This window comes from Saprospira grandis str. Lewin, from assembly GCF_000250635.1.
Taxonomy (GTDB): Bacteria; Bacteroidota; Bacteroidia; order Chitinophagales; family Saprospiraceae; genus Saprospira; species Saprospira grandis.
Window position 1 is genome coordinate 855,106 of the sequence record NC_016940.1, and the last position, 19,862, is coordinate 874,967.

Genomic DNA, 19,862 nt, shown 5'->3' on the forward strand with positions numbered 1-19,862 from the left:
GTAGCGCCGACGAGCGCAGCGAGGCGGAGGCCCCAAAACAGCAGCGAGCTGCGCAACGACAACAAGGTCTTTAGACCGTCTTCGACGACCGAAGGGAGTAACCGCCGCAACATTATATTCAGCGGAGGCCCAAAATCCTCCTAATCTACTTTCCAGCCTCCTAAGGCATTGAGCTGCACATCGCCACAATGATAGTGCTTGTCTTCTGTGGGCATAGCAGGCTGCGTAGGTTCTCCCTTGGATTTTGCGCCCAACATCTTCTGAATCAGACGCTGACGCTCAGCCTTGAGCTCGGCACGGAGACGCTGATCCCGCTCCAAAGAGTAGTAGCAAATGCCGTCTACATAGGTTTGTTCGGCCTTGGCGTAGATAGAGAGCGGATGATCGGACCAAAGGACCAAATCCGCAGATTTGCCCTTTTTGATGCTGCCCAATTGGTCATCGCAACGGAGCAGTTTGGCGGGATTTAGCGTGACCATTTTCCAGGCTTCTTCTTCGCTCATCTGGCCATATTTTACCCCTTTGGCGGCTTCTTGATTGAGGCGGCGGCCCATCTCGGCATCATCCGAATTGATGGCCGTGACCACATCCATAGCATCCAAAATCTTGGCATTATAGGGAATCGCATCCCGAACCTCTGCCTTATAGGCCCACCAATCCGAGAAGGTAGAGCCTCCGGCCCCATGTTCCTTCATCTTATCGGCCACCTTATAGCCCTCCAAAATGTGGGTAAAGGTGTTGATGCGGAAATTATAGCGCTCGGCCACTCGCATCAGCATGGTAATTTCACTTTGCACATAAGAATGGCAGCTAATGAAACGCTCCTTATTCAGGATTTCGAGCAGGGCATCCAACTCAATGTCTCGACGGGTATTTTCGGGATCCTTTTTTAGGGCTTCGCCATAGGCTTGGGCCCGACTAAAATAGTCTTCATAGACCTGTTCTACCCCCATACGGGTTTGGGGAAAACGTTTGTTCTGACGATCGCCCCAATTGGACTGCTTTACATTTTCGCCCAGCGCAAATTTGATAAAAGGAGCCGCATTTTCATACTTGAGCTCTTCGGGCAAAACGCCCCAACGAAACTTAATCAAAGCCGCTTGCCCCCCGATAGGATTGGCCGAGCCGTGTAGCAATTGGGCCGAAGTCACGCCCCCAGCCAACTGTCGATAGATATTGACATCATCGCTATTGAGTACATCTCCAATGCGGACTTCTGCAGAACTAGCCTGTGTGCCCTCATTGACCCCGTTTTGGATAGCAATATGCGAGTGTTCATCAATAATGCCCGTTGTGAGGTGCTTGCCTTGAGCATCCACCAATTTGGCCCCCTTAGGTAGCTTGATGTTCTTGCCGATCTTCTTGATTTTCCCATTTTCAATCAAGACATCGGTATTTTCCAAAATGCCTTGCTTTTCATTGGTCCAAACCGTGGCCCCCTTAAAGAGAACGACCTCCTGTTTGGGCGCCTGCTCGGCCGTATGACCAAAGGCGGTAAAGGGATAGCGCAATTTGCTGGCCCAGTTCAGGCTGCTATCTCTTTTGGGTAATTCGGCGGCTTTTTTAGGCGCAAAAGCGGCTTGGCGTTGGCCTTTTACATTTAGCCAATTGCCTTTTTCATCCTCGGCATAACCGATAATGCTGCCCTCCTTCCATTGGGCACTAATGCGAATAATGGGCGCTGTGCTATCTGCCGTAAATTTACCTGAAAGGCTCAGGCTAGGATAATGATAATCCAGCTTTAGTTTGATGGGCTTTTGCGTGCTATCGGCAAAAGTTAGTTTTGCTGTGGGCTTAAAGGCTTTGCCCTCTATGCTAATTTGATAACTTTTTTGCGCCAAATTGAGGCTGTAGGTCCCGCGAATGTCTGCCGCTTGAAGGTTGGCCTCGCTATAGACCTTACCCTTGACCCAATGTTGCAACAACTGGCTATTTTCCATCAAGATCGGGGCTGAGCTAATAAAGAAATTGGCCCATTTACCCGCTTCTAAGGTCCCCACTTGCTCCGATAGGCCCAAAAAGCTAGCGGGTTGAGTGGTAAGGGCCGCCAAGAGATCCTCTTCACTTAATCCAGCCGCATAAGCTTTGCGCAAACTGGCCCAAATGGCTGTTGGCTTTTTGAGTCCCTCTGTGGTCAAGGAAAAGGCTAGGCCTGCTTCGGCTAGTGCGGCGGGATTGGCGGGGGCCAGCTCCCAATGTAGCATTTGGCCCAATTTGATGAAGTTGGCATCTAGTGGGTCGCTCACATCATAGGCCTCTGGAAAGTTTAGGGGCACCACCAATTTGGCCTTTGCGGCCTGCAAGGCCTCTAAACGGCGATACTCATCTCCTGCCCCCACAAAGATGTATTCCTTGCCAAATTCTTGGGCAATTTTATGCGCTCTCAGAATATTAAAGCGCTGCTTGGCCTCAAAAAACTGCGGCAAGTCTTGTAGCTCATTAAAGCGAGCCAAAGAGCGGTTGTATTCTAGTCCAGCCTCCTGCTTTTGGTAATAATCCGCATCATAATAGGTTTGGCGAAGCAAGGCAATGGCCCCCATCAAAGAGCTGGGGTAATCTTGCGAGGAACTCCCCTTAGAAAAAGAGTAATGGGCCGCTGCCTCTCCTTTGAGAATCATCTCTTGAGCCGATTCTTCGCCTAGGAAAACAAGGGCCGAGCTTCCTCTGGCAATGCCATCCTTTTGTTGGCTCAGGCAAAGGCCAAAACCTGCCTGCCGCAAGGCTTTAGCCGCCTTTTTATCGGGAGAAAAGAGCTGGTCGGCTCTTTGTTCTGGCCGAATCGCTTCGTTCCAGCTAAAGGGCCCCTTTTTATCCGATAGAAATTGCGGACGGCCCTGATTATTGTCCTTTTTAGGCTTGGCCGAAAGACCGTAATTACTACTTAACTCAATAAAGGAGGGATAAATATATTTGCCCGCCAGATCAATTTCCACGGCCCCTTGAGGGAGCTTAAGGTTTTGGCCCACGGCCACAATCTTCCCTTTTTTAATCAGCAACTGGGCATTTTTGAGCAACTGCTTAGGCCCCGTCTGAATATGGGCATTGGTAAATAGGTAGCAGCCCTCTCTTTGGTCTACCACCCCATTTTCTGGAAAGCTAGGCCGCTGAGCCAGCAGACTTGCCCCTAGTCCCAAATAAAGCAGTAAACATAAATAGACTATCCTCATACGAAATAAAATTTGGTTTTTTGATATAATTCCTAAGCGAAAGATACGCTATTTGGCCAATATAGGACTGTTTTTAGGCTGCTGCATTTTTTTTAGATAGACGCTTTTCTCTTATCCACTAAATGATTTTTATTTGGGGCCTCCCGCCTGCGGCGGGCGCTACGCTGCAGGGCTCGCAGGTCTGCTCGGCCCTGCGCAAAATTCGCTTTGCTCATTTTGCTGGGTCTGCGGCTTCGCCGCCCCCTTTCGCATCGCTAGGCCGTTTGGCCTTCGGCCATAGCTGCAGGTTAAAACCCGCAGCCAATTAACAAATGCATTTTCATGTTCAATGGAGGGTTGAAACCCTCCATAAATAAACATCTTTTAGCCCTTCTTTGCGGCTAGGGCTTGGGCTCATTTTCTTGTTTAGTGAATAGCCTCAGGAGTAGAAAAGCGAACAAGGACTTTAGTCCGTCAGTTCGCTCAGTCAATAACCCTGGGCTTCAGCCCAGGGCCTTACAGCATGTTACAGTTGCGCTAAGCTATTCTGCAGATGCAGAACACCCCATCAAAACCTTTTTGTCCTATTCTGCAGCTGCAGAACACCTCATCAAAACCTTTTTGCCCTATTCTGCAGATGCAAAACACCACATCAAAACCTTTTTGTCCTATTCTGCAGCTGCAGAACACCTCATCAAAACCTTTTTGCCCTATTCTGCAGATGCAAAACACCACATCAAAACCTTTTTGCCCTATTCTGCAGATGCAAAACACCACATCAAAACCTTTTTGCCCTATTCTGCAGATGCAAAACACCACATCAAAACCTTTACGCCCTATTCTGCAGTTGCAAAACACCACATCAAAACCTTTTTGCCCTATTCTGCAGATGCAAAACACCACATCAAAACCTTTACGCCCTATTCTGCAGTTGCAAAACACCTCATCAAAACCTTTACGCCCTATTCTGCAGTTGCAAAACACCACATCAAAACCTTTACGTCCTATTCTGCAGTTGCAGAACGGCATCTCGAAAGCTTGGTCCAGAAAAGTAGAAAAGAGGGACAAAAAAAAGCGCCCGTCGGTAGACGGGCGCTTTAGGTCTAGGGCCAGAGGGCCTAATTAGTTATCCATAAAAATGTTTTCTTCTTCGGCGGGGACAAAATACCAGCGGCGGAGATTCCCCTCATGCAATTGGTCTACGACCAGTTTACCATCTTCTAATTTGATGATGCGCATATCGTTCCAGCCCTTTACTTGTAGAAACTGGATAGAGTCCTTTCGGACTTGGAAATCAAAGATGCGGTCACGGCCACCGATATCCATCTTCCATTTATCTACCTTTTGTTTTTTGTACTTGGTTTTTTTTCCTCTTTTGACCTGAACTTTTTCTTTGAGGTCATAGAAATACATGACGATAGGGCCAGCTTGGGCGTTACAATCGATATATTGACCATTGAGTTCTAAGTACTCCGTTTGCCAGGGGTGGCTTTTGAGTGTTTTCATGGTCTGTTTTTCTTCTTTGCTGGGCTTGTATTTTTTATTTTTCTGGGCCTGTAGCGGAAGGACCAAAAGGGCCAAAAAACAAGCAATGAATAATGATCTAAGGGGCATAATAAGCGTTTAAGATTGATAAAAATGCGGTATGTAAAAGGCTTATGTTGCAGGTTTTTGCAATTTCCATTCCGCCTTTTCGCTCTGCAAAATTAGCAAACTATCGCTAAGTTCTATAATAGCGGTGGGGGGCAATACTTTTGTAGGGTGTTGGTAGAAGAGGCTATCATTTCTAAAAAAGAAGCGAACGCTATCGGCATGAGGGGGAGTAACAAAGCTTTTGATGCGGAAGCTATCGCGGGTAAAGGTATAGATGGGGTCGCCCATGGCTTGTCCAGCGATTTGCATTTGGGGGGTTTCGATATAGACCACCTCCCAAGAGCGGTAGAGCAGGTCTAGGTCAAACTTAGAGGATTGGGCTATTTTTTTTGGGCCAGAGCAGGCGCCGAGCAGAAAAAGCGCCATAGCGCTAGAAAGTAGGTACTTCATAAGGTATAGTTTAAAATTAAGAGCAAAAGAAAAGCCTGCCTTAGACTTTTGCGTCTAGAGGCGAGCGCAGCGAGCCGGCTGAGGGATGGGCAGCAGTGGCCCGCAGGGCCAGACCTAGGCGGCGCAGCCCCAAAAACGGCAGAAAAACAAGAAGGTATTCATTTAGGGATAGAAGTAAAGCATTTTCTAAAAAAACTCGCTATCTTCCTGCTATAAAATTCCTTGGAAAAACCGCCCAATCTTATGCAGGCCTCATCACTTGATTTACGATTTTTAGAGCAGCTCAAGCAGCGATTACAACTATCTAACCGCCGATCCATTTATTTGAATGCCTTGGCGGGGCGTTCTCGCAACCGTTTAAATTTGACGGATCTCAATCAGATTGAACCTCGTTTGGCGGAGCGATTTGTTGAGTTATTATTGAGCAAGCCTAACTTCCGTTTACAGTTTCGGCCTACGGCAGAGCGTTGGCAGGAGGAGCCTGAATTGGGTCGAGTGATGCGTCGGCTCAACAATATGTTATTGGACCATCAGGATCATTTGGCGGAGCAGGGAGTGGCTACTTTTGGTTTTGGTTTTCCGATTATATTAAAAAGGGACCAAGAGGACCCTAGTCGGATCATCAAGGCGCCGCTTTTTGTTTGGTCTTTGGAGTTAAAGCGCAATTGGCGCAAAAGTAATGAGTGGACCTTAGAAAGAAGTGATGAATTTGCGCTTTCTAGCAATCGTTCCTTAGCGGCACATTTGCTCAAGGACATGAAAATCCGTTTATCTCCGCTCTACGATCATTTTATGGAAGATGGTTTATTGGATGAGCGAGAAGTCATGCAGACGGTCGTGAAGCAACTGGCCCAATTGAGTCCAGAAAAGCAAGAAGCTGAGGTTCGGGAAGCGCTTTTGGCGAGTTGGAAAAAGGGCTTAGTTCCTTTGCCGACCCTTAAGGATGAGCTATTGGAGCTGACGGAGAATGGGCCAAAATTGGTTTGGGGTGGTTTATTTGGTTTGTACAAGGGGCAAAAAGAGAGTTTGGCCCAGGACATACAGGAATTCATCCAACGATTTGATGAATTAGGGCAATTATTGCGGCCCATTGGGCAGGGAGAGTTTGGCGAGCAGGCGGTGCCCAAGCTCATGCAGCATAGCTTTCCGATGGTACCGACCGATCCTAGTCAGCAGCATCTTTTGCATGACCTATTTCGAGGAAAGCAGATTATTGTGCAGGGCCCTCCGGGTACGGGAAAGAGCCAGAGTTTGACGGCCGTATTGAGCAACCTACTCTCTAATGGGGCCCGTTGTTTGGTGGTTTGTGAGAAGAAGACCGCCCTAGATGTTTTGTACAACAACCTCAAGGAACTGGGTTTAGAGGAATTGGCAGTCATTGTGGAGGATTTATATCGAGACCGAGGGCCCTTAGTTCGTTCTATGCGGGCGCGTTTGCAGCAAAAGCAAAAAAGCTATAAGCCTTCTAGTCATTATTTGCGGACTTTGCAGAGCATGGCCGCTTATAGTCAGCAACTACAGGGCTATCATGAGCAACTATTGGCGCAACTATCGGGAGAAAAGCGTTGGAGTGATTTGGTGGATGAGTATTTGGAGCTATCCAGCAGCTATGATCGCAGGCGGATTGCGGGCAAATTGAACCCCAAAGCCTTTAGCTTTGAAAATGTCGAGTTGGAAGAAATACTTAGAATTTTGGAAGAGGGCGAACCTCTTTTTAGGGCCTTGGGCAGCCTACAGCATCCATTTAATGCCTTTAGTGATCATTTTTTTAGCAATGGAAACACGCATGCGGTCAAGCAAGAGCTAGGCAAAAAGCTAAGAGGCTTGCAAAACGCCTTGGATGCTGCGCAGAGCGATCTACTCTCCTACCTTTATGAGTATGAAAAGCTATTGGAAGATCATTATAGTGAGACCATGAGCTTTAAGGGCAAGGCCTTGGAGGAAATGCGTGACCTTATAGAAGATGGTTTTGAGACCAGCAAATACTTCTTTAATAAAAACACGGGTTTTTATCGCTCTTTGCTTCGTTCGGTGTCTAGCAAGTATAAAAAGCTACAAGACGATAAGGAAAAAGTAGTGGCCCATTATAAATTATTGCGCAGCTTTCATCAGCGGTACAACTACTTTGACTTTTCGTTTTTGAAGTTGGATGATATGGACATCATCATTTTTGAGGAAGTGCAGAAAAACATAGGGCAATACAGCAAAAAGTTGAGTGATTGGTACTTTGAGCGGACCAAAGACATCCAGCGTTTGGTGAATGAGCTGTCTTTGCAGAATGTGCATCCGCATGTAGATTTTAAGGGGCGGGTGCAAGAGCTCAGTCGCAACTTAGATGTTTTTGCAGAGAGTTATCGCAAGAGTAAAATCTTCAAGGTTGGCTTTCGTTTTGACAGCCCTATTTTGCGGCAGCGGCTCAATCATTTGGAGAACCTTTATGAGAACTTGGGGAAACTCTTGGAGCGTTTTGAGGCTGAATTTGAGGCCTATCATCGCTTGAAGTTTTTCTGGGAGCAGCTCAATACGGCAGAGCAGCAGGCCTTTCGGGCCCTTTCAGAGGCCGACCCGCCTGATTGGCAGGGGCATTTTAGATGCTGGTACATCTATGAGCTTTTAGAGCGGCAAGATAAAGAGCGTTTACCTCAGGCCGAGAGCTATGCTCGTTTGCTCAAGTACTATGAGGAAGAGCAGGAGCGGATGCGCAAAGAATTGAAGCAGCATACCCTATTGCATTGGCGGGCCAAGCAGGCGCAGGCCGTAGATCAATTTAATCGAGAGAAAGCGCCCTTAAAAGTGCATTCCATTTATAACCTCAGGGGGGCCAATGGGGGCAAGCGCACCCCATTGCGGCAAATCTTTGAGGCCGATCCGCAGCTATTTAGCAGTTTTTTCCCAGTATTGATGGTCAACCCTTCGGTAGCGGCGGCCATGTTGCCCTTAAAGCCCCATCTATTTGATGTGGTCATTTTTGATGAGGCCAGTCAATTGCGTTTGGAGGACACTTTTTCGGCCCTATTGCGGGGGCGGCTTAAGGTCATTTCTGGAGATAGTCAGCAGATGCCGCCCTCCGACTACTTTGCCAGTCGAGAATCGGCCTTTTTGGAAGAAGAGGAAGAGGATGAAAACGCCTGGGAACTAGAAAAAGAGGCGGTGGATTATTTGGCGGGCAGTGAGTCTTTACTGGAGTATTCTGTAGCTGATGGGCGTTATGAAGAGAGTTTTTTGCAGATTCACTATCGGAGTCGGCACCCCTACCTCATTGACTTTTCTAATGCGGCCTTTTATGGGAAGCGCCTGCGGCCAGTGCCGGCCCAGGAAGACTATTGTCCCATTGAGTTTCGGGCGATAAATGGTTTGTATGAAAACTCGACAAATCCGACGGAGGCGGAAGCGATTTTAGAAGAGTTATTGGCCCTTTATGAGCGACATAAAGCGCAACTGCCGGCTATAGGCGTGGCTACTTTTAACCTCAAGCAGCGCAACCTCATTTTAGAAAAAATGCAGGAGCGGATGAGTCAGTCAGAGAGCGAGGCCAATGCCTTTGAGGCCTTACAGGCAGCGGGTTTATTTGTCAAGAACTTAGAGAACATACAGGGAGATGAGCGAGACATCTTGCTTTTATCGACCACCTTTGGGCAGCGAGAAGATGGGCGTTTCATACAGAACTTTGGTCCGATCAACAGAGAGCGGGGCTATCGTTTATTGAACGTATTGATTAGTCGGGCCAAGCAGAAAATTGTTCTTTTCTCGAGTATTCCGCAGCAGTACATTTTGCGTTATCGGGAGTTGATTCCTGAAGAGGGCAACTATGGCAAGGCCATATTTTATGCTTATTTGGCCTATGCGCAGGCCGTTAGTGAGGGCAATGAGGCATTGCGGCAGCAGATTTTGGAATTAGTCTATACGCATTCGGACCAAAAGCAGCTAGAGGAATTTAATCCGGAGAGTCGTTTGGCGGGTTTTGCCCTGCGGTTCCATCGTTTTTTGTCCAAGCATTTGCCCGAGGGTTATCAGTTAGATTGGCAGGCGCAATTGGCGGGTTTGCAGATTCCCTTTTTGTTGAGAGATGGGCAGGGGCAGCCTAAGCTAGCCTTTTTCATAGATCTCTATCATGCGGATTATTCGGAGGAGGCCTATGCATGGGACTTCTTCCGTCGCGATTATTTACAGCGGATGAATATTCCTTTGGAGCGGGTTTGGACCTACAGTTGGTGGAAGCAGACGGAGGCAGAACAAGCCAGAATTCGGGCGATTTTGCAAGATTTGGGGTAGTTTTGGGGCCTCCGTCTCGCTACGCTCGTCGGCGCTACGCTGCGGGGCTCGCAGGTTTGCTCGGCCCTGCGGCGGCTTTGCCGCCTAGGTCTGGCCTAACGGCCACCCGCTCCGCATCGCTAGGCCGTCGGGCCTTCGGCCCTTATAAAAAGCAAAAGCCGCTTTTCTGTATAGAAAAGCGGCTTTATATATTTGGCTTAGTTATAGGCATAAAAAAAGAGCCCGACCTGCACGGAGCGCTCAACCACCTACCCTTGCTTCGTTTCCGACCTGGGGGAGTTCAGTAGGAGCTGCTCCTGCCTCTTGGCTCGGTAGCAAATATACGTTCATTTTGCGGAATTGCAAATTTTGCTTCCTTTTTTTTGCGGATTGGTCCAATTTGCGGGTTGGGGGCGGCGCAGCCGCCTGGCCCGCAGGGCCCTTGGCCTACCGCTGCGGAAGGGTGGCCTGAAAGGCCAGACCGAAGCCCTCAGGGCTGAGGGCCGAGCAGGCTTGCGAGCCCTGCAGCATAGGGGCGGCCGCCCCAAATAGAAGGGCGGCCGCAGGCCCCAGAAAAATAGTTATTTAATGGATTTGGATCTTTTTAGTTTGGTAAAAGTCTTCTCCAATAATTTGGAGGAAATAAAGACCTTGAGGGAGGTTTGTCCAGTTAATTTTATAGCGACTGCCCTCTTTTTGGTATTGGATAAGTTGCTTACGGCCTTGGAGGTCCAGCAACTCTAGTTGAGTAATTTCGTCTACTTGTTCGCTAGCGAGATAGAGTTCATTTTTGGCGGGATTGGGCCAAAGTTGGATATGATTAGACAGTTGTTCGAGATAAACAGTTTGGATAATAGAGTACTGCTGCTCTTCATTTTGGCCAATTTGCAGCAGGCGATAATAAGACTGTCCTTTGAGGGCTTGAGCATCTAGGAAGCTATACTCAGTTTGATTAAATTGGGCTGGAATTTGGGCGATAGCTTCGAAGGCTAGTCCATCTGCGGCCCGTTGAAGTTCAAACAAAGTAGTTTGGTCATTTTGGCTAACTTCCCAGCTGAGCAGCACTTTTCCGTCTTGTTTTTGAGCTTTAAAGTAGCTCAGTTCTAGCGGGAGGAGCGCCTCATCAAAGATGCCGTTGTCATTGGTTCCGGAAGGGCTGCCCGCAAAGTTATTGCAGGGAGAGCTATTGTTATTGCAGCCAGCTTGTCCGTTAGCAGTTCGGCTAAGGACATTACTATTAGGTTCGGTATTAGAATAAAAAAGAACGCCTTGGCCGCCACCGCCGCCGCCGCCATGTGGGCTACTGCTGCTAGTACCTCCTGTTCCGCCGTTAGCCTCGACCAAAAGTGGGCAAGCTGCATTCATATTAAAGGTATTTACGTCTAGCAGAACACTTCCGCCAGCGCCACCGCCGCCAGCGCCATCATTGGTCCAAGAAGCGGCATCATTTCCGTTGGCAGAAATAGAGACACCACTACAGCTAGCGGGGCTAATAATTTCTTGGGCTTTGATATAAATCAGGCCGCCGCCATTGGCCCCAGAAGTTCCACGGCTATTATTTTGTTGGCCACCGCCGCCGCCACCGCCGAGAAAAACTCGGTTGGGGGCAATCTCGCTAGCTAGGGCGATACCTGCCTGGCCACCAACAGCCGTAGCTGCAGGGCAGACATTACTTCCGCCATTATAGCCACGGCCCCCTTCGCCTCCTTCGGTATAATTTCCGCCACCGCCACCGCCACCATTATGGTGAGCACCACCACCGCCGCCATTCAGCATTTTGGCTCGGGCATAGGTATGGTTAACATTTGTATTGGGGTAGATGCCTTCTCCTTTTGCGCCATATTCATCGGAGCTACTGATATAAACGCCATTAGAGCTACAACTGGCTCCTCCATGATCTCTAGAAACGGCTCCTCCTCGAAAGCCTAGGCCATCTACAGAAATATTGTGGGCTAGGGTAAGTTGATTTGGCACCTCAAAGGCCAAAACGCCTCCTGTTTGGCCATCCCAAGCCTTGGCCGTAATGTCTGAAGTTGTGGTATAATTGGGACTCCCCAATTGCGGAAAAGAAACAATTTGCAGGCGGCTATTCGGCCCTGTGCTATAGGGTCTGATCAATGGATTTTGAAGCGTAATACTAATAGGCGTGCCAGCAGACTCTGTATGAGATGAAATCTGAGCGATTTCAAAATTGCCTGCATTCAGAATTTGGTCCAGCTCTCCAAAACTGCTCGTATTAGCGGTATTGGCGCCGATGACATCATCTTGAACTTGAATAATTAGGACTTTTTCGCCATCTTCAAAACTATCAAAAGCTTCATCTACTTGGCTCAGTTGTAGGCTATTACCACTAATACTAGTCACTCGGGCATAAGCATTCACTTGAATTTGGGCCGATGCAAAATGGGCAAAACAAAATAGGGACAGAAAGAGATAAATGTTCTTCAAAATTTTACCTTTAAATGCTTTTCAAAAATTAAAAGTCGTTTAGGGATAGTGTTAGCTTTGCTTGTTGTCACAAATATACAATATTTGTAGTTTTTATTCTAAGGAAGACTAATTATAAAAAGTTAAATTTAAAGGACTTGGGGCCCGCGGCCGGCTAGGCTTCGCCTAGGTCGGCCGCCGCTATGCTGCGCGGCTCGCAGGTCTGCTCGGCCCTGCGTCGCTTCGCTCCTGGGTCTGACGCTGCGCGCCACCGCTGCGCAGCGCTGGGCCAAGAGTAGCCCTTGCAGGGAAATAAAAAAAGAGCGAACAGAAAATTCTGTTCGCTCTTTATGGGCTAAAGAGACCAAGGCTATTTTGTTTTTTTGGTCGTTGTCTTCTTTTTAGTAGTCGTTTTCTTTTTGGCCGTTGTTTTCTTGGCTTTAGGTTTTTTGACCTTACCGCCTTGTTCTTCCACCAATTCGATAGCACGTTCTAGGCTAACCTCCTTGGCTTCTTCTGGGGTTAATTTTTTGCCTTCGGCATTGAGTAGTTTGTAAGATTTTTTGCCTGAGCGGATAAAGGGTCCCCAGCGGCCATTTTCGATATTGAGGGCATAATCGGGCCATTTTTGGATATAGCGGTTGGCTTCTTTTTCCAGTTTGGCTTCAATCAGTTCAATAGCTTGGGCCTCCGTGATTGTCTCTAATTGAAAGCCAGAGCCTTTCGTGATAGAAACAAACATCTTATTCCATTTGACAAAAGGGCCAAAGCGGCCAGCGCCCTTAGTAATGGGTAAATCTTTGAAGTGGCCAATTGGCGCATCTTCTTTGATTCGGGCCTCTACTAATGGGATAGCCTCTTCATAAGTAAAGCTAATGGGGTCTGCGCCTTTTGGCAGAGAAATAAACTTGCCATCAAACTTGACATAGGGGCCATAGCGGCCAGAATTTACTTCTAGCTCTTGGCCTTTATAGCTTCCGATATTTCTGGGCAACTTAAAGAGCTCTAGGGCCTCTTCAAAAGTGATCGTTTCAATAGACTGTTCTCTTTTGAGGTTGGCATATTGAGGTTTTTCCTCTTCGCCAAGCTCATCGGGGGCACCAATTTGGGCCAAGGGGCCATAGCGGCCAATACGGACGAGGAGAGTATGTCCCGTTTTGGGATCTTTACCTAAAATTCGTTCTCCGGTGACGCGGTCGGCATCTTCGGCGGTTTGTTCTACTAATTTATGGAAGGGCTTATAGATGAGGTCCAGCATTTTTTGCCATTGTTCTTGGCCCTCGGCCACCTTATCGAGGCGGTCTTCTACATCGGCGGTAAAATTATAGTCCATGATATCGCCAAAATGCTCCATCAAGAAATCGGTCACCTGTTTACCCAAATCAGAAGCGAAGAGTTTATTTTTCTCGGTACCGTATTTTTCGGTCAGCTCCTCCGCTTTAATTTCTGCGGCTTCTTGGACCAAAGAGAGCTTACGATAATTACGTTCTTGGCCCTCTCTAGTTTCCTTAGTCACATAACCGCGGCTAGGGTCCATAATTTTGGTAATAGTTGGGGCATAAGTAGAGGGTCGGCCGATCCCTCTTTTCTCTAATTCCTTAACCAAAGAAGCTTCTGCATAGCGAGAAGGACCTCGGCTAAAGCGTTCGGTAGCATCGATATTTTCGTTTTTGAGTTTTTGGCCCAGCTTCATGGGAGGGAGCAGATCGCTATTGCTATCGTCCTCTTCTTCCTCCTCTTCTTTATGGACCAGATAGAGGGCCAAAAAGCCTTCAAACTTAATCACTTCTCCTTTGGCCAAGAAAATTTCATCTGGGCGGCTAGAGATATTGATAGTTACCGTAGTTTTCTCGAGCAGGGCATCGGCCATTTGGCTTGCCAAGGTTCTTTTGCGGATGAGGTCATAGAGGCGTTGTTCGTCTCGGTTATTGCTGACCACTTTTTTCTCTACATTGGTGGGGCGGATGGCTTCGTGAGCTTCTTGGGCGCCTTTTTTATTATTAAAGCTACGGGCTTGATAATACTTGGGGCCGAAAGAACTTTTAATCTCGGCTTCTAGCGCTTGCATAGCGGTTTGGCTAAGGTTGGTCGAGTCGGTACGCATATAAGTAATATGACCGGCCTCATATAGCCTTTGGGCCACCTGCATTGTTTTGGCCACACTAAAATACAGCTTATGCGAAGCATCTTGTTGGAGCGTAGAAGTAGTAAAGGGGGCAGGTGGGCGGCGTTTACTATCTTTAACCTCAATATCTTCAATGGTAAATTCGGCGCCAATGCAATCTTTCAAGAAAGCCTGGGCCTCTTCTACGGTATCAATATGTAGTTCTTTACTTTTGCTCTCTCGGCTATAGAGTTTGGCCTGTAGTTTAGAGGTCCCCCCTCTTTCGTTGGGGACCAAAAAGCTGGCCGTGCCAGCAAAGAAAGCTTTGGGCTTAAACTCCTCAATAGCGCGTTCTTTTTCTACCACTAGGCGGACGGCCACTGATTGGACACGGCCGGCGGAGAGTTTTCCACGGATTTTCTTCCAGAGTAACTCAGAGAGCTCAAAGCCGACCAATCTGTCGAGGACGCGGCGAGCTTGCTGGGCATTTACTAGGTCCAAATCAATCAGGCGGGGAGCTGTAATTGCTTTTTGGAGAGCGGGTTTAGTAATTTCGCGAAAGACGATGCGCTTTGTTTTATGCACATCTAGATTAAGTACCTTAGCGAGGTGCCAAGAGATGGCTTCCCCTTCGCGGTCTTCATCCGTTGCGAGCCAAACTTCATCAACTTTTTTGACCCAGCTTTTGAGTTCGCTGACCACCTTTCTTTTGGCGGGAGAGATTTCGTAGTGGACCTTATAATTATTGTCCACTTCGATAGCTTTTTTATCTTTAGAATTTTTGATGAGGTCTCGGATATGTCCGAAACTCGACTTCACGGTAAAGTCTTTACCGAGATATTTTTCAATAGTTTTGGCCTTAGCAGGCGACTCGACGATTAATAGATTTTTGGCCATAGTAAGTTTAAATAGGTGTGCCTTAAAGAGGGTGGCTTTAGGGCAAAAATTGGGTGGGGGGAGATAATCCTTGCCCTAATACTAAGTTTTTTCTGTATTTGTGAAAAGATGAACGCTTATTTTTTTGTAAAAATCAAGAAAAAGACAGCTTTTTGCCAGAAAAATTGTTTTATCGCCCTACTGTGCGGCTTAAAACTGGGCTATTTTTGGCCTAGCGATGTGTAGCAGTGGCGCAAAGCGCCAGACCGAAGCCCGCAGGGCTGAAGGGCCGAGCGACCCGACCAACGGGAGCCGACGCAGCGAAGCAAGTAACAGCGAGCTGCGGAACGACAACAAGCCCTTTAGGGCGCAGTTCGACGACCAAAGGGAGTAACCGCCGCAAGGCAAAGCCGCAGCGACAACAAGGACTTTAGTCCGCAGTTCGACGACTGAAAGGAGTAACGCCCCAAAAAATTAACTAAATATATAACAAATGAAATTAAATTTTAAGCAGTACGGAGCGGGCAAGCCCATAGTGATTATGCATGGGATGTTTGGGATGTTGGATAATTGGCAATATGTGGCCAAGGAATTGGCTGAAGAATATATGGTATTTTTGGTAGACTTGCGCAACCATGGCAAGTCGCCGCATTCCGAAGACTTTAGTTATGCCCTAATGGCCGATGATATTCGGCGGTTTATGGAAGACAATTGGCTATACGAGGCCAAAATTCTGGGGCATTCTATGGGGGGCAAAGTGGCCATGCAGCTGGCCTTGGAAGAGCCCGATATGGTAGAGCAACTGGTGGTTGTAGATATTGCGCCCAAAAGTTATTCGGGCAATCATGAAACGATTATTGCGGCCATGCAAGCCTTGCCCTTGCGGGAATTGGCGAGTCGGTCGGAGGCAGAAAGCCATTTGCGAAAAAGTATTCCGGAGGAGGGCGTTGTTCAGTTTTTGCTCAAAAATCTGAGTCGAGAGCGAGCTGGGGGCTATCGTTGGAAAATGAACCTGCCTGTCATTGCGGCGCACTATCAAGACATTTTGGCCAACAGTTTGCCTGAAGAGCAATATGAAGGCCCTACCTTATTTGTGCAGGGCGTTAACTCTAAGTACATCAATCCGGCCGAGCTGGCCGACTACCAACAGTATTTTCCTGCTGCCCAAATTGCCCCAATAGCAAATGCGGGACATTGGGTACATGCCGAGCAACCTCAAGAATTTTTGGCAACTTTGCGTAAGTTTTTTGCTCAGGATTAAGGTTTGGTAAGTCTTTTGATTTGCAAAAACTAACCATTAAGTTCACTTAAAAATAAATATAAATGAGGATGCATGTTCCCCTGAGATTACTCTCTATTTTTCTTTTTCTAGCTTGTTGGCTAAGCTCCCCCCTCTTGGCCCAAAAGGAGTATACCGACCACAAGCCCGTTTATCGGAAATGGCAGGACAACTACATTTTGGATAAAATTGAGTATACAAAGAACGAAACCATTTTTTATTTCCGTTTTGTTTGTCGCTCTGGTCAAGGTATTAGTGCCATTTTTTATCCTCCTGGCGGAGAAGCGCCTTGGTATTTGCGGGCCAAAGATGGGCGTTCTTTTAATCTCAAAGCCATTAAAAACATTCGGAGAAATAGCCAGATGATGGCTCGCCACCTCAGAAGCAAGGGCGAATATATGTCTTTGGATGGTTTTGGCTATACGGTTTTTAGCTGTGAGGTGCATTTTGAGCGCCTGCCCAATGATGTTAAAACCGCCGATTTCATTGAAGGCCGTGGCCATGAATTTGACCAAAATCACTTTAATTGCTTTGATGTTAAGCTAAAAACTTGGAATGATGAAAGCTTGGGTAAAATTGCGGACTCTGAAGAAAATGTCCGAAAATTTGAACGCAAATTTGGCGTAAACACCAACAAAAAACCCAAGCCCAAACCCAAGGTAGAGCCTAAGGTAGAACCCAAAGATCCTATTGCTAAGGTGGAGCCCAAGCCTAAACCCACACCTAAACCCACACCCAAGCCTAAACCCACACCTAAGCCTATTCCTAAACCCAAGCCTATCCCCAAAACGCCTAAAATTCCTGCTTCAGAAGAGCCAGGTGGCGTGGCTCGGGTTCGCTATGCAGAAGATGTCGTTTGTGGCCAACCGTTGGTCCTTGATGGCTTGCAGTTTCAGGATGGTACCACCGACTTTAAGGGGATGGTCAAATGTAAGCAGGTCTTGCATTATGTCTTTGACTTTATGGAAAAACACCCCAACTCTAAGCTGACCGTTATCGGACATACCGATATTTTTGGCGATAAGGAACGCATGAAGGAGCTCTCTAAAAAACGAGCCTATAAGGTGCAGCGCTGGCTCTCTATGATGGGCATCTCGCCCTGGCGCATCGAGATTAAATACTATGGTCTCGAAAAGCCGCTTTTGCCCGAGGGAGGCGCCCTCAACCGCCGCGTAGAGGTACAACTCAGCTGCGAATAGCTATTCAAAAAGCCTAATTATGGCCCATTCTTGTTTTGCAAGGATGGGCTTTTTTTTATTTTGGGGCCCGCGGCCGGCTAGGCTTCGCCTAGCTCGGCCGCCGCTATGCTGCGGGGCTTGGGTTGACCCACTTTTAAAAATAAGCTTAACTTAGCTCTAAATCAAGATTTATATGGACAGTACAAAGGTATCTTCATTTATGCTAAATAAGCAATCAGTGAGAGTATGTTATAGATTAGCAGAGAGTCTAAAAAATAATCCTAACCCACATTTAACAAATGTAGCAAAAACTGATGCAGACCGTAAGGCTTTCATGAGGTTGTTATCAAACAAAAATCTTACTGAGGAATACATTCAATTTGAGTTTATTGGCAAAAGTAGGGAGTCTATGAAGGTGGTTGAAGAAAAGCTTCTGGCCTTTCACGACACCTCTGAAGTTGTACTGAATAAGCAAAGAAATAGACTAACGGACAAAGAGGGTTTAGGCCCTGGAGGTCGGGAAACAAATTTGTCTGTATTTCTTCACATGGCTCTACTATATGGTCGAGAAAGCTTTCATTATCATGGCTTAGGAGGTATTCAGCTTTATAATCGATATAAAAATAGAGTAACTTGTAAGGAGGCTGAAAATAGAAATACGGGTCATTTTAGAGGTGAAATTACGAGGTGGAAAATAAATGTAGAAGAGACAGAATCTGCGTTAAAAATAATTAACGACCTAATTGATATTTTACATGTTTGTGATCGAGAAGGAGATGTTTATCCTATGATGGAAAGTTTTTTCAGACAGCATATTAAGTTCTTGATTCGGTCTCGAACAGATAGACGAGCAACGATTTGGGAGGATGGCAAAAAGATTCCATTATGTGATGTCTTTGAACATTATCCAGCAGACTTTGAGACGACAGAAACGGTCAAGAGTAGCCGTAAAAAACTTAACGGGAAGAAGCTAGTTATTCGATCTAAAAAAGTGACTTTTGCCGTTCCCAAATCTTGTAAGTATGTTCTTGGCGAACCAAGGCCTAAACCAATGACAATCAATGTTATTGAGGTCTTTGAAAAGGGCAAAGGTTTTTCAAAATCTGCCGCTAGAAAAAGAAGCCGAACAAAAAAAGATCATGATGATGAAACCATCAGTTGGCGCTTACTCACAAATGAAGAAATCAACAGCGAAGAAGAGCTCTTAGAGCTTGTTCTTTGCTACCGCAAGAGGTGGTTAATTGAAACATACTTTAAATATTTAAAATCAGATGGCTTTGATATTGAAAACATATGTTTAAAAACAGGTAAAGCTATCCGCAAAATGATACTTATGGCAATCAGTGCATCTGACAAGGTCCTTAAGCTTAAAGAAGCTGGACTTAACCAAGATAATGAGACTCCAGCAACCTCTATTTTCACAGAAGATGAAGTAGAAGTCTTAGATCTTATATTTAAACAATATCTAAAAGGCGAAAGCCAAAGCCCTTCTTTGCGTAACCCATTTACCTCTAAATCAATAGCTTGGGCCTATTGGATCATAGCAAGGTTGGGCGGATTTAATGGCGCAGTGAAGAAAACTAGGCATGCCGTATCCGTCAAGAAAATAGGACTAGGGTTAGAGAGATTCATATTTATGTATGATGGATATCGATCCCTAAATTGACACCGCTATAAAAAGTGGGTCAACCCAAGGCTGCGGGGCTCGCTGTTCGCTCGGCCCTTCGCTTTTTTCGCTTTGCTCAAAAAGCTCGGTCTGGCCTTCGGCCACCCGCTCCGCAGCGCTGGGCCTGCGGCGGCTTCGCCGCCTGCAAAACGCAAAAAGCCGCTCTCCCTTTTGGGAGAGCGGCTTTTCTTTATCTGGACCAAGAAAGCTTAGTTGCTTCCTCGGCGATTCATTTCATCTCGGATCTTTGCCGCCTGCTCATAGTTTTCGGCCTGCAAAACCTCATCGAGCTTGCGCTCTAGTTCTTCTAGGCTCAAGTCTTCTAATGAACGGCTTTTTTGTTGTTCCTGACGGCGGTTTTTGGCCTCTTCCATCTCTCTTTCGGTTTCTTCCTCTAGCACAATGCCCGCCTGCTCCAAAATAAACTCATAGGTATATACTGGGCAATCAAAGCGGACCGCCAGGGCCAAAGCATCCGAACTTCTAGAGTCGATTTCTATGGTTTTGCCATTCTGGATAAACACCAAATTGGCATAAAAAATACCATCTACCAAATTACTAATAATGACCTCCTGAAGTTCTACATTGAGGGTCTCAATGGTATTGCGGAACAGGTCATGGGTCATAGGACGGCTGGCTTGCATGCCCTCCATGGCCACAGCAATAGCCTGGGCCTCAAATCCTCCGATAACAATGGGCAAACGACGGCTGCCCCCCATTTCGCCTAAAACCACGGCATAATTCTGCGATTGGGCCAAACTATGCGAAAGGGCGACAATTTCTAACTCTACTTTTTTCATTTGGTGATGCGTTGTGTTTGAACAGCAAAGGCCACAAAGATAAAAAATTATAGGAAAGCAAAAAAGCCCTTTTGCTTTATCGGCAGGGCTTT

Annotated in this window: 11 protein-coding genes; 5 read left to right on the plus strand and 6 right to left on the minus strand. The window is 46.9% G+C overall.

The features are described 5' to 3' along the window. Positions 1-140 precede the first annotated feature (140 nt). Positions 141-3,167, minus strand: coding sequence for an amidohydrolase family protein (locus tag SGRA_RS03700; protein WP_015691231.1), 3,027 nt, complete (start codon positions 3,165-3,167; stop codon positions 141-143). A 558-nt stretch (positions 3,168-3,725) separates the two neighbouring features. On the opposite strand from SGRA_RS03700, the gene SGRA_RS21210 reads away from it, so the two are divergent. Continuing rightward, entirely contained in the window at positions 3,726-4,247 is a 522-nt protein-coding gene (locus SGRA_RS21210) for a hypothetical protein (protein WP_015691233.1), read from the plus strand. A 21-nt stretch (positions 4,248-4,268) separates the two neighbouring features. Here SGRA_RS21210 and SGRA_RS03715 read toward each other — a convergent pair whose 3' ends face one another. Together SGRA_RS03715 and SGRA_RS03720 are read right to left on the minus strand one after the other, a co-directional pair. Continuing rightward, positions 4,269-4,760, minus strand: a complete 492-nt coding sequence (locus SGRA_RS03715) for a hypothetical protein (RefSeq protein WP_015691234.1) — start codon at positions 4,758-4,760, stop codon at positions 4,269-4,271. Between the two features lie 42 nt (positions 4,761-4,802). After that, positions 4,803-5,189: a hypothetical protein gene (locus tag SGRA_RS03720; protein ID WP_015691235.1), complete on the minus strand. Its 387-nt coding sequence runs from the start codon at positions 5,187-5,189 to the stop codon at positions 4,803-4,805. A 243-nt stretch (positions 5,190-5,432) separates the two neighbouring features. On the opposite strand from SGRA_RS03720, the gene SGRA_RS03725 reads away from it, so the two are divergent. Beyond that, positions 5,433-9,461: an AAA domain-containing protein gene (locus SGRA_RS03725; RefSeq protein WP_015691237.1), complete on the plus strand. Its 4,029-nt coding sequence runs from the start codon at positions 5,433-5,435 to the stop codon at positions 9,459-9,461. Between the two features lie 564 nt (positions 9,462-10,025). Here the strand turns inward: SGRA_RS03725 and SGRA_RS03735 are convergent. Both SGRA_RS03735 and topA read right to left on the minus strand, forming a co-directional pair. After that, positions 10,026-11,888: a T9SS type A sorting domain-containing protein gene (locus tag SGRA_RS03735; RefSeq protein WP_015691239.1), complete on the minus strand. Its 1,863-nt coding sequence runs from the start codon at positions 11,886-11,888 to the stop codon at positions 10,026-10,028. 349 nt (positions 11,889-12,237) lie between these two features. Beyond that, positions 12,238-14,868 carry a type I DNA topoisomerase gene (gene topA, locus SGRA_RS03745; protein WP_015691241.1) on the minus strand — a complete coding sequence of 877 codons (2,631 nt, stop codon included), beginning with the start codon at positions 14,866-14,868 and terminating at the stop codon, positions 12,238-12,240. A gap of 472 nt (positions 14,869-15,340) precedes the next feature. Between topA and SGRA_RS03750 the strand changes: the two genes are divergently transcribed. The 3 genes from SGRA_RS03750 (at position 15,341) to SGRA_RS03760 (ending at position 18,970) form a co-directional block, all read left to right on the plus strand. Next, on the plus strand, positions 15,341-16,108 hold the full coding sequence (locus SGRA_RS03750) for an alpha/beta fold hydrolase (RefSeq protein ID WP_015691244.1): 768 nt from the start codon (positions 15,341-15,343) through the stop codon (positions 16,106-16,108). Between the two features lie 62 nt (positions 16,109-16,170). After that, on the plus strand, positions 16,171-17,325 hold the full coding sequence (locus SGRA_RS03755) for an OmpA family protein (protein WP_041329481.1): 1,155 nt from the start codon (positions 16,171-16,173) through the stop codon (positions 17,323-17,325). Between the two features lie 199 nt (positions 17,326-17,524). Beyond that, positions 17,525-18,970 carry an IS4 family transposase gene (locus SGRA_RS03760; RefSeq protein ID WP_015691246.1) on the plus strand — a complete coding sequence of 482 codons (1,446 nt, stop codon included), beginning with the start codon at positions 17,525-17,527 and terminating at the stop codon, positions 18,968-18,970. 209 nt (positions 18,971-19,179) lie between these two features. On the opposite strand, the gene SGRA_RS03765 is transcribed toward SGRA_RS03760, so the two are convergent. Next, positions 19,180-19,770 (minus strand): bifunctional nuclease family protein, encoded by a 591-nt coding sequence (locus tag SGRA_RS03765; RefSeq protein WP_015691247.1) that lies wholly within the window; start codon positions 19,768-19,770, stop codon positions 19,180-19,182. Between the last annotated feature and the right edge of the window lie 92 nt (positions 19,771-19,862).

Excerpts from the sequence above, each read along its gene's own strand:
- SGRA_RS03700 (WP_015691231.1), bottom strand. The coding sequence starts at position 3,167 with ATGAGGATAGTCTATTTATGTTTACTGCTTTATTTGGGACTAGGGGCA.
- topA (WP_015691241.1), bottom strand. The coding sequence starts at position 14,868 with ATGGCCAAAAATCTATTAATCGTCGAGTCGCCTGCTAAGGCCAAAACT.
- SGRA_RS03715 (WP_015691234.1), bottom strand. The coding sequence starts at position 4,760 with ATGCCCCTTAGATCATTATTCATTGCTTGTTTTTTGGCCCTTTTGGTC.
- SGRA_RS03755 (WP_041329481.1), top strand. The coding sequence starts at position 16,171 with ATGAGGATGCATGTTCCCCTGAGATTACTCTCTATTTTTCTTTTTCTA.
- SGRA_RS03720 (WP_015691235.1), bottom strand. The coding sequence starts at position 5,189 with ATGAAGTACCTACTTTCTAGCGCTATGGCGCTTTTTCTGCTCGGCGCC.
- SGRA_RS03725 (WP_015691237.1), top strand. The coding sequence starts at position 5,433 with ATGCAGGCCTCATCACTTGATTTACGATTTTTAGAGCAGCTCAAGCAG.
- SGRA_RS03750 (WP_015691244.1), top strand. The coding sequence starts at position 15,341 with ATGAAATTAAATTTTAAGCAGTACGGAGCGGGCAAGCCCATAGTGATT.
- SGRA_RS03760 (WP_015691246.1), top strand. The coding sequence starts at position 17,525 with ATGCTAAATAAGCAATCAGTGAGAGTATGTTATAGATTAGCAGAGAGT.
- SGRA_RS03765 (WP_015691247.1), bottom strand. The coding sequence starts at position 19,770 with ATGAAAAAAGTAGAGTTAGAAATTGTCGCCCTTTCGCATAGTTTGGCC.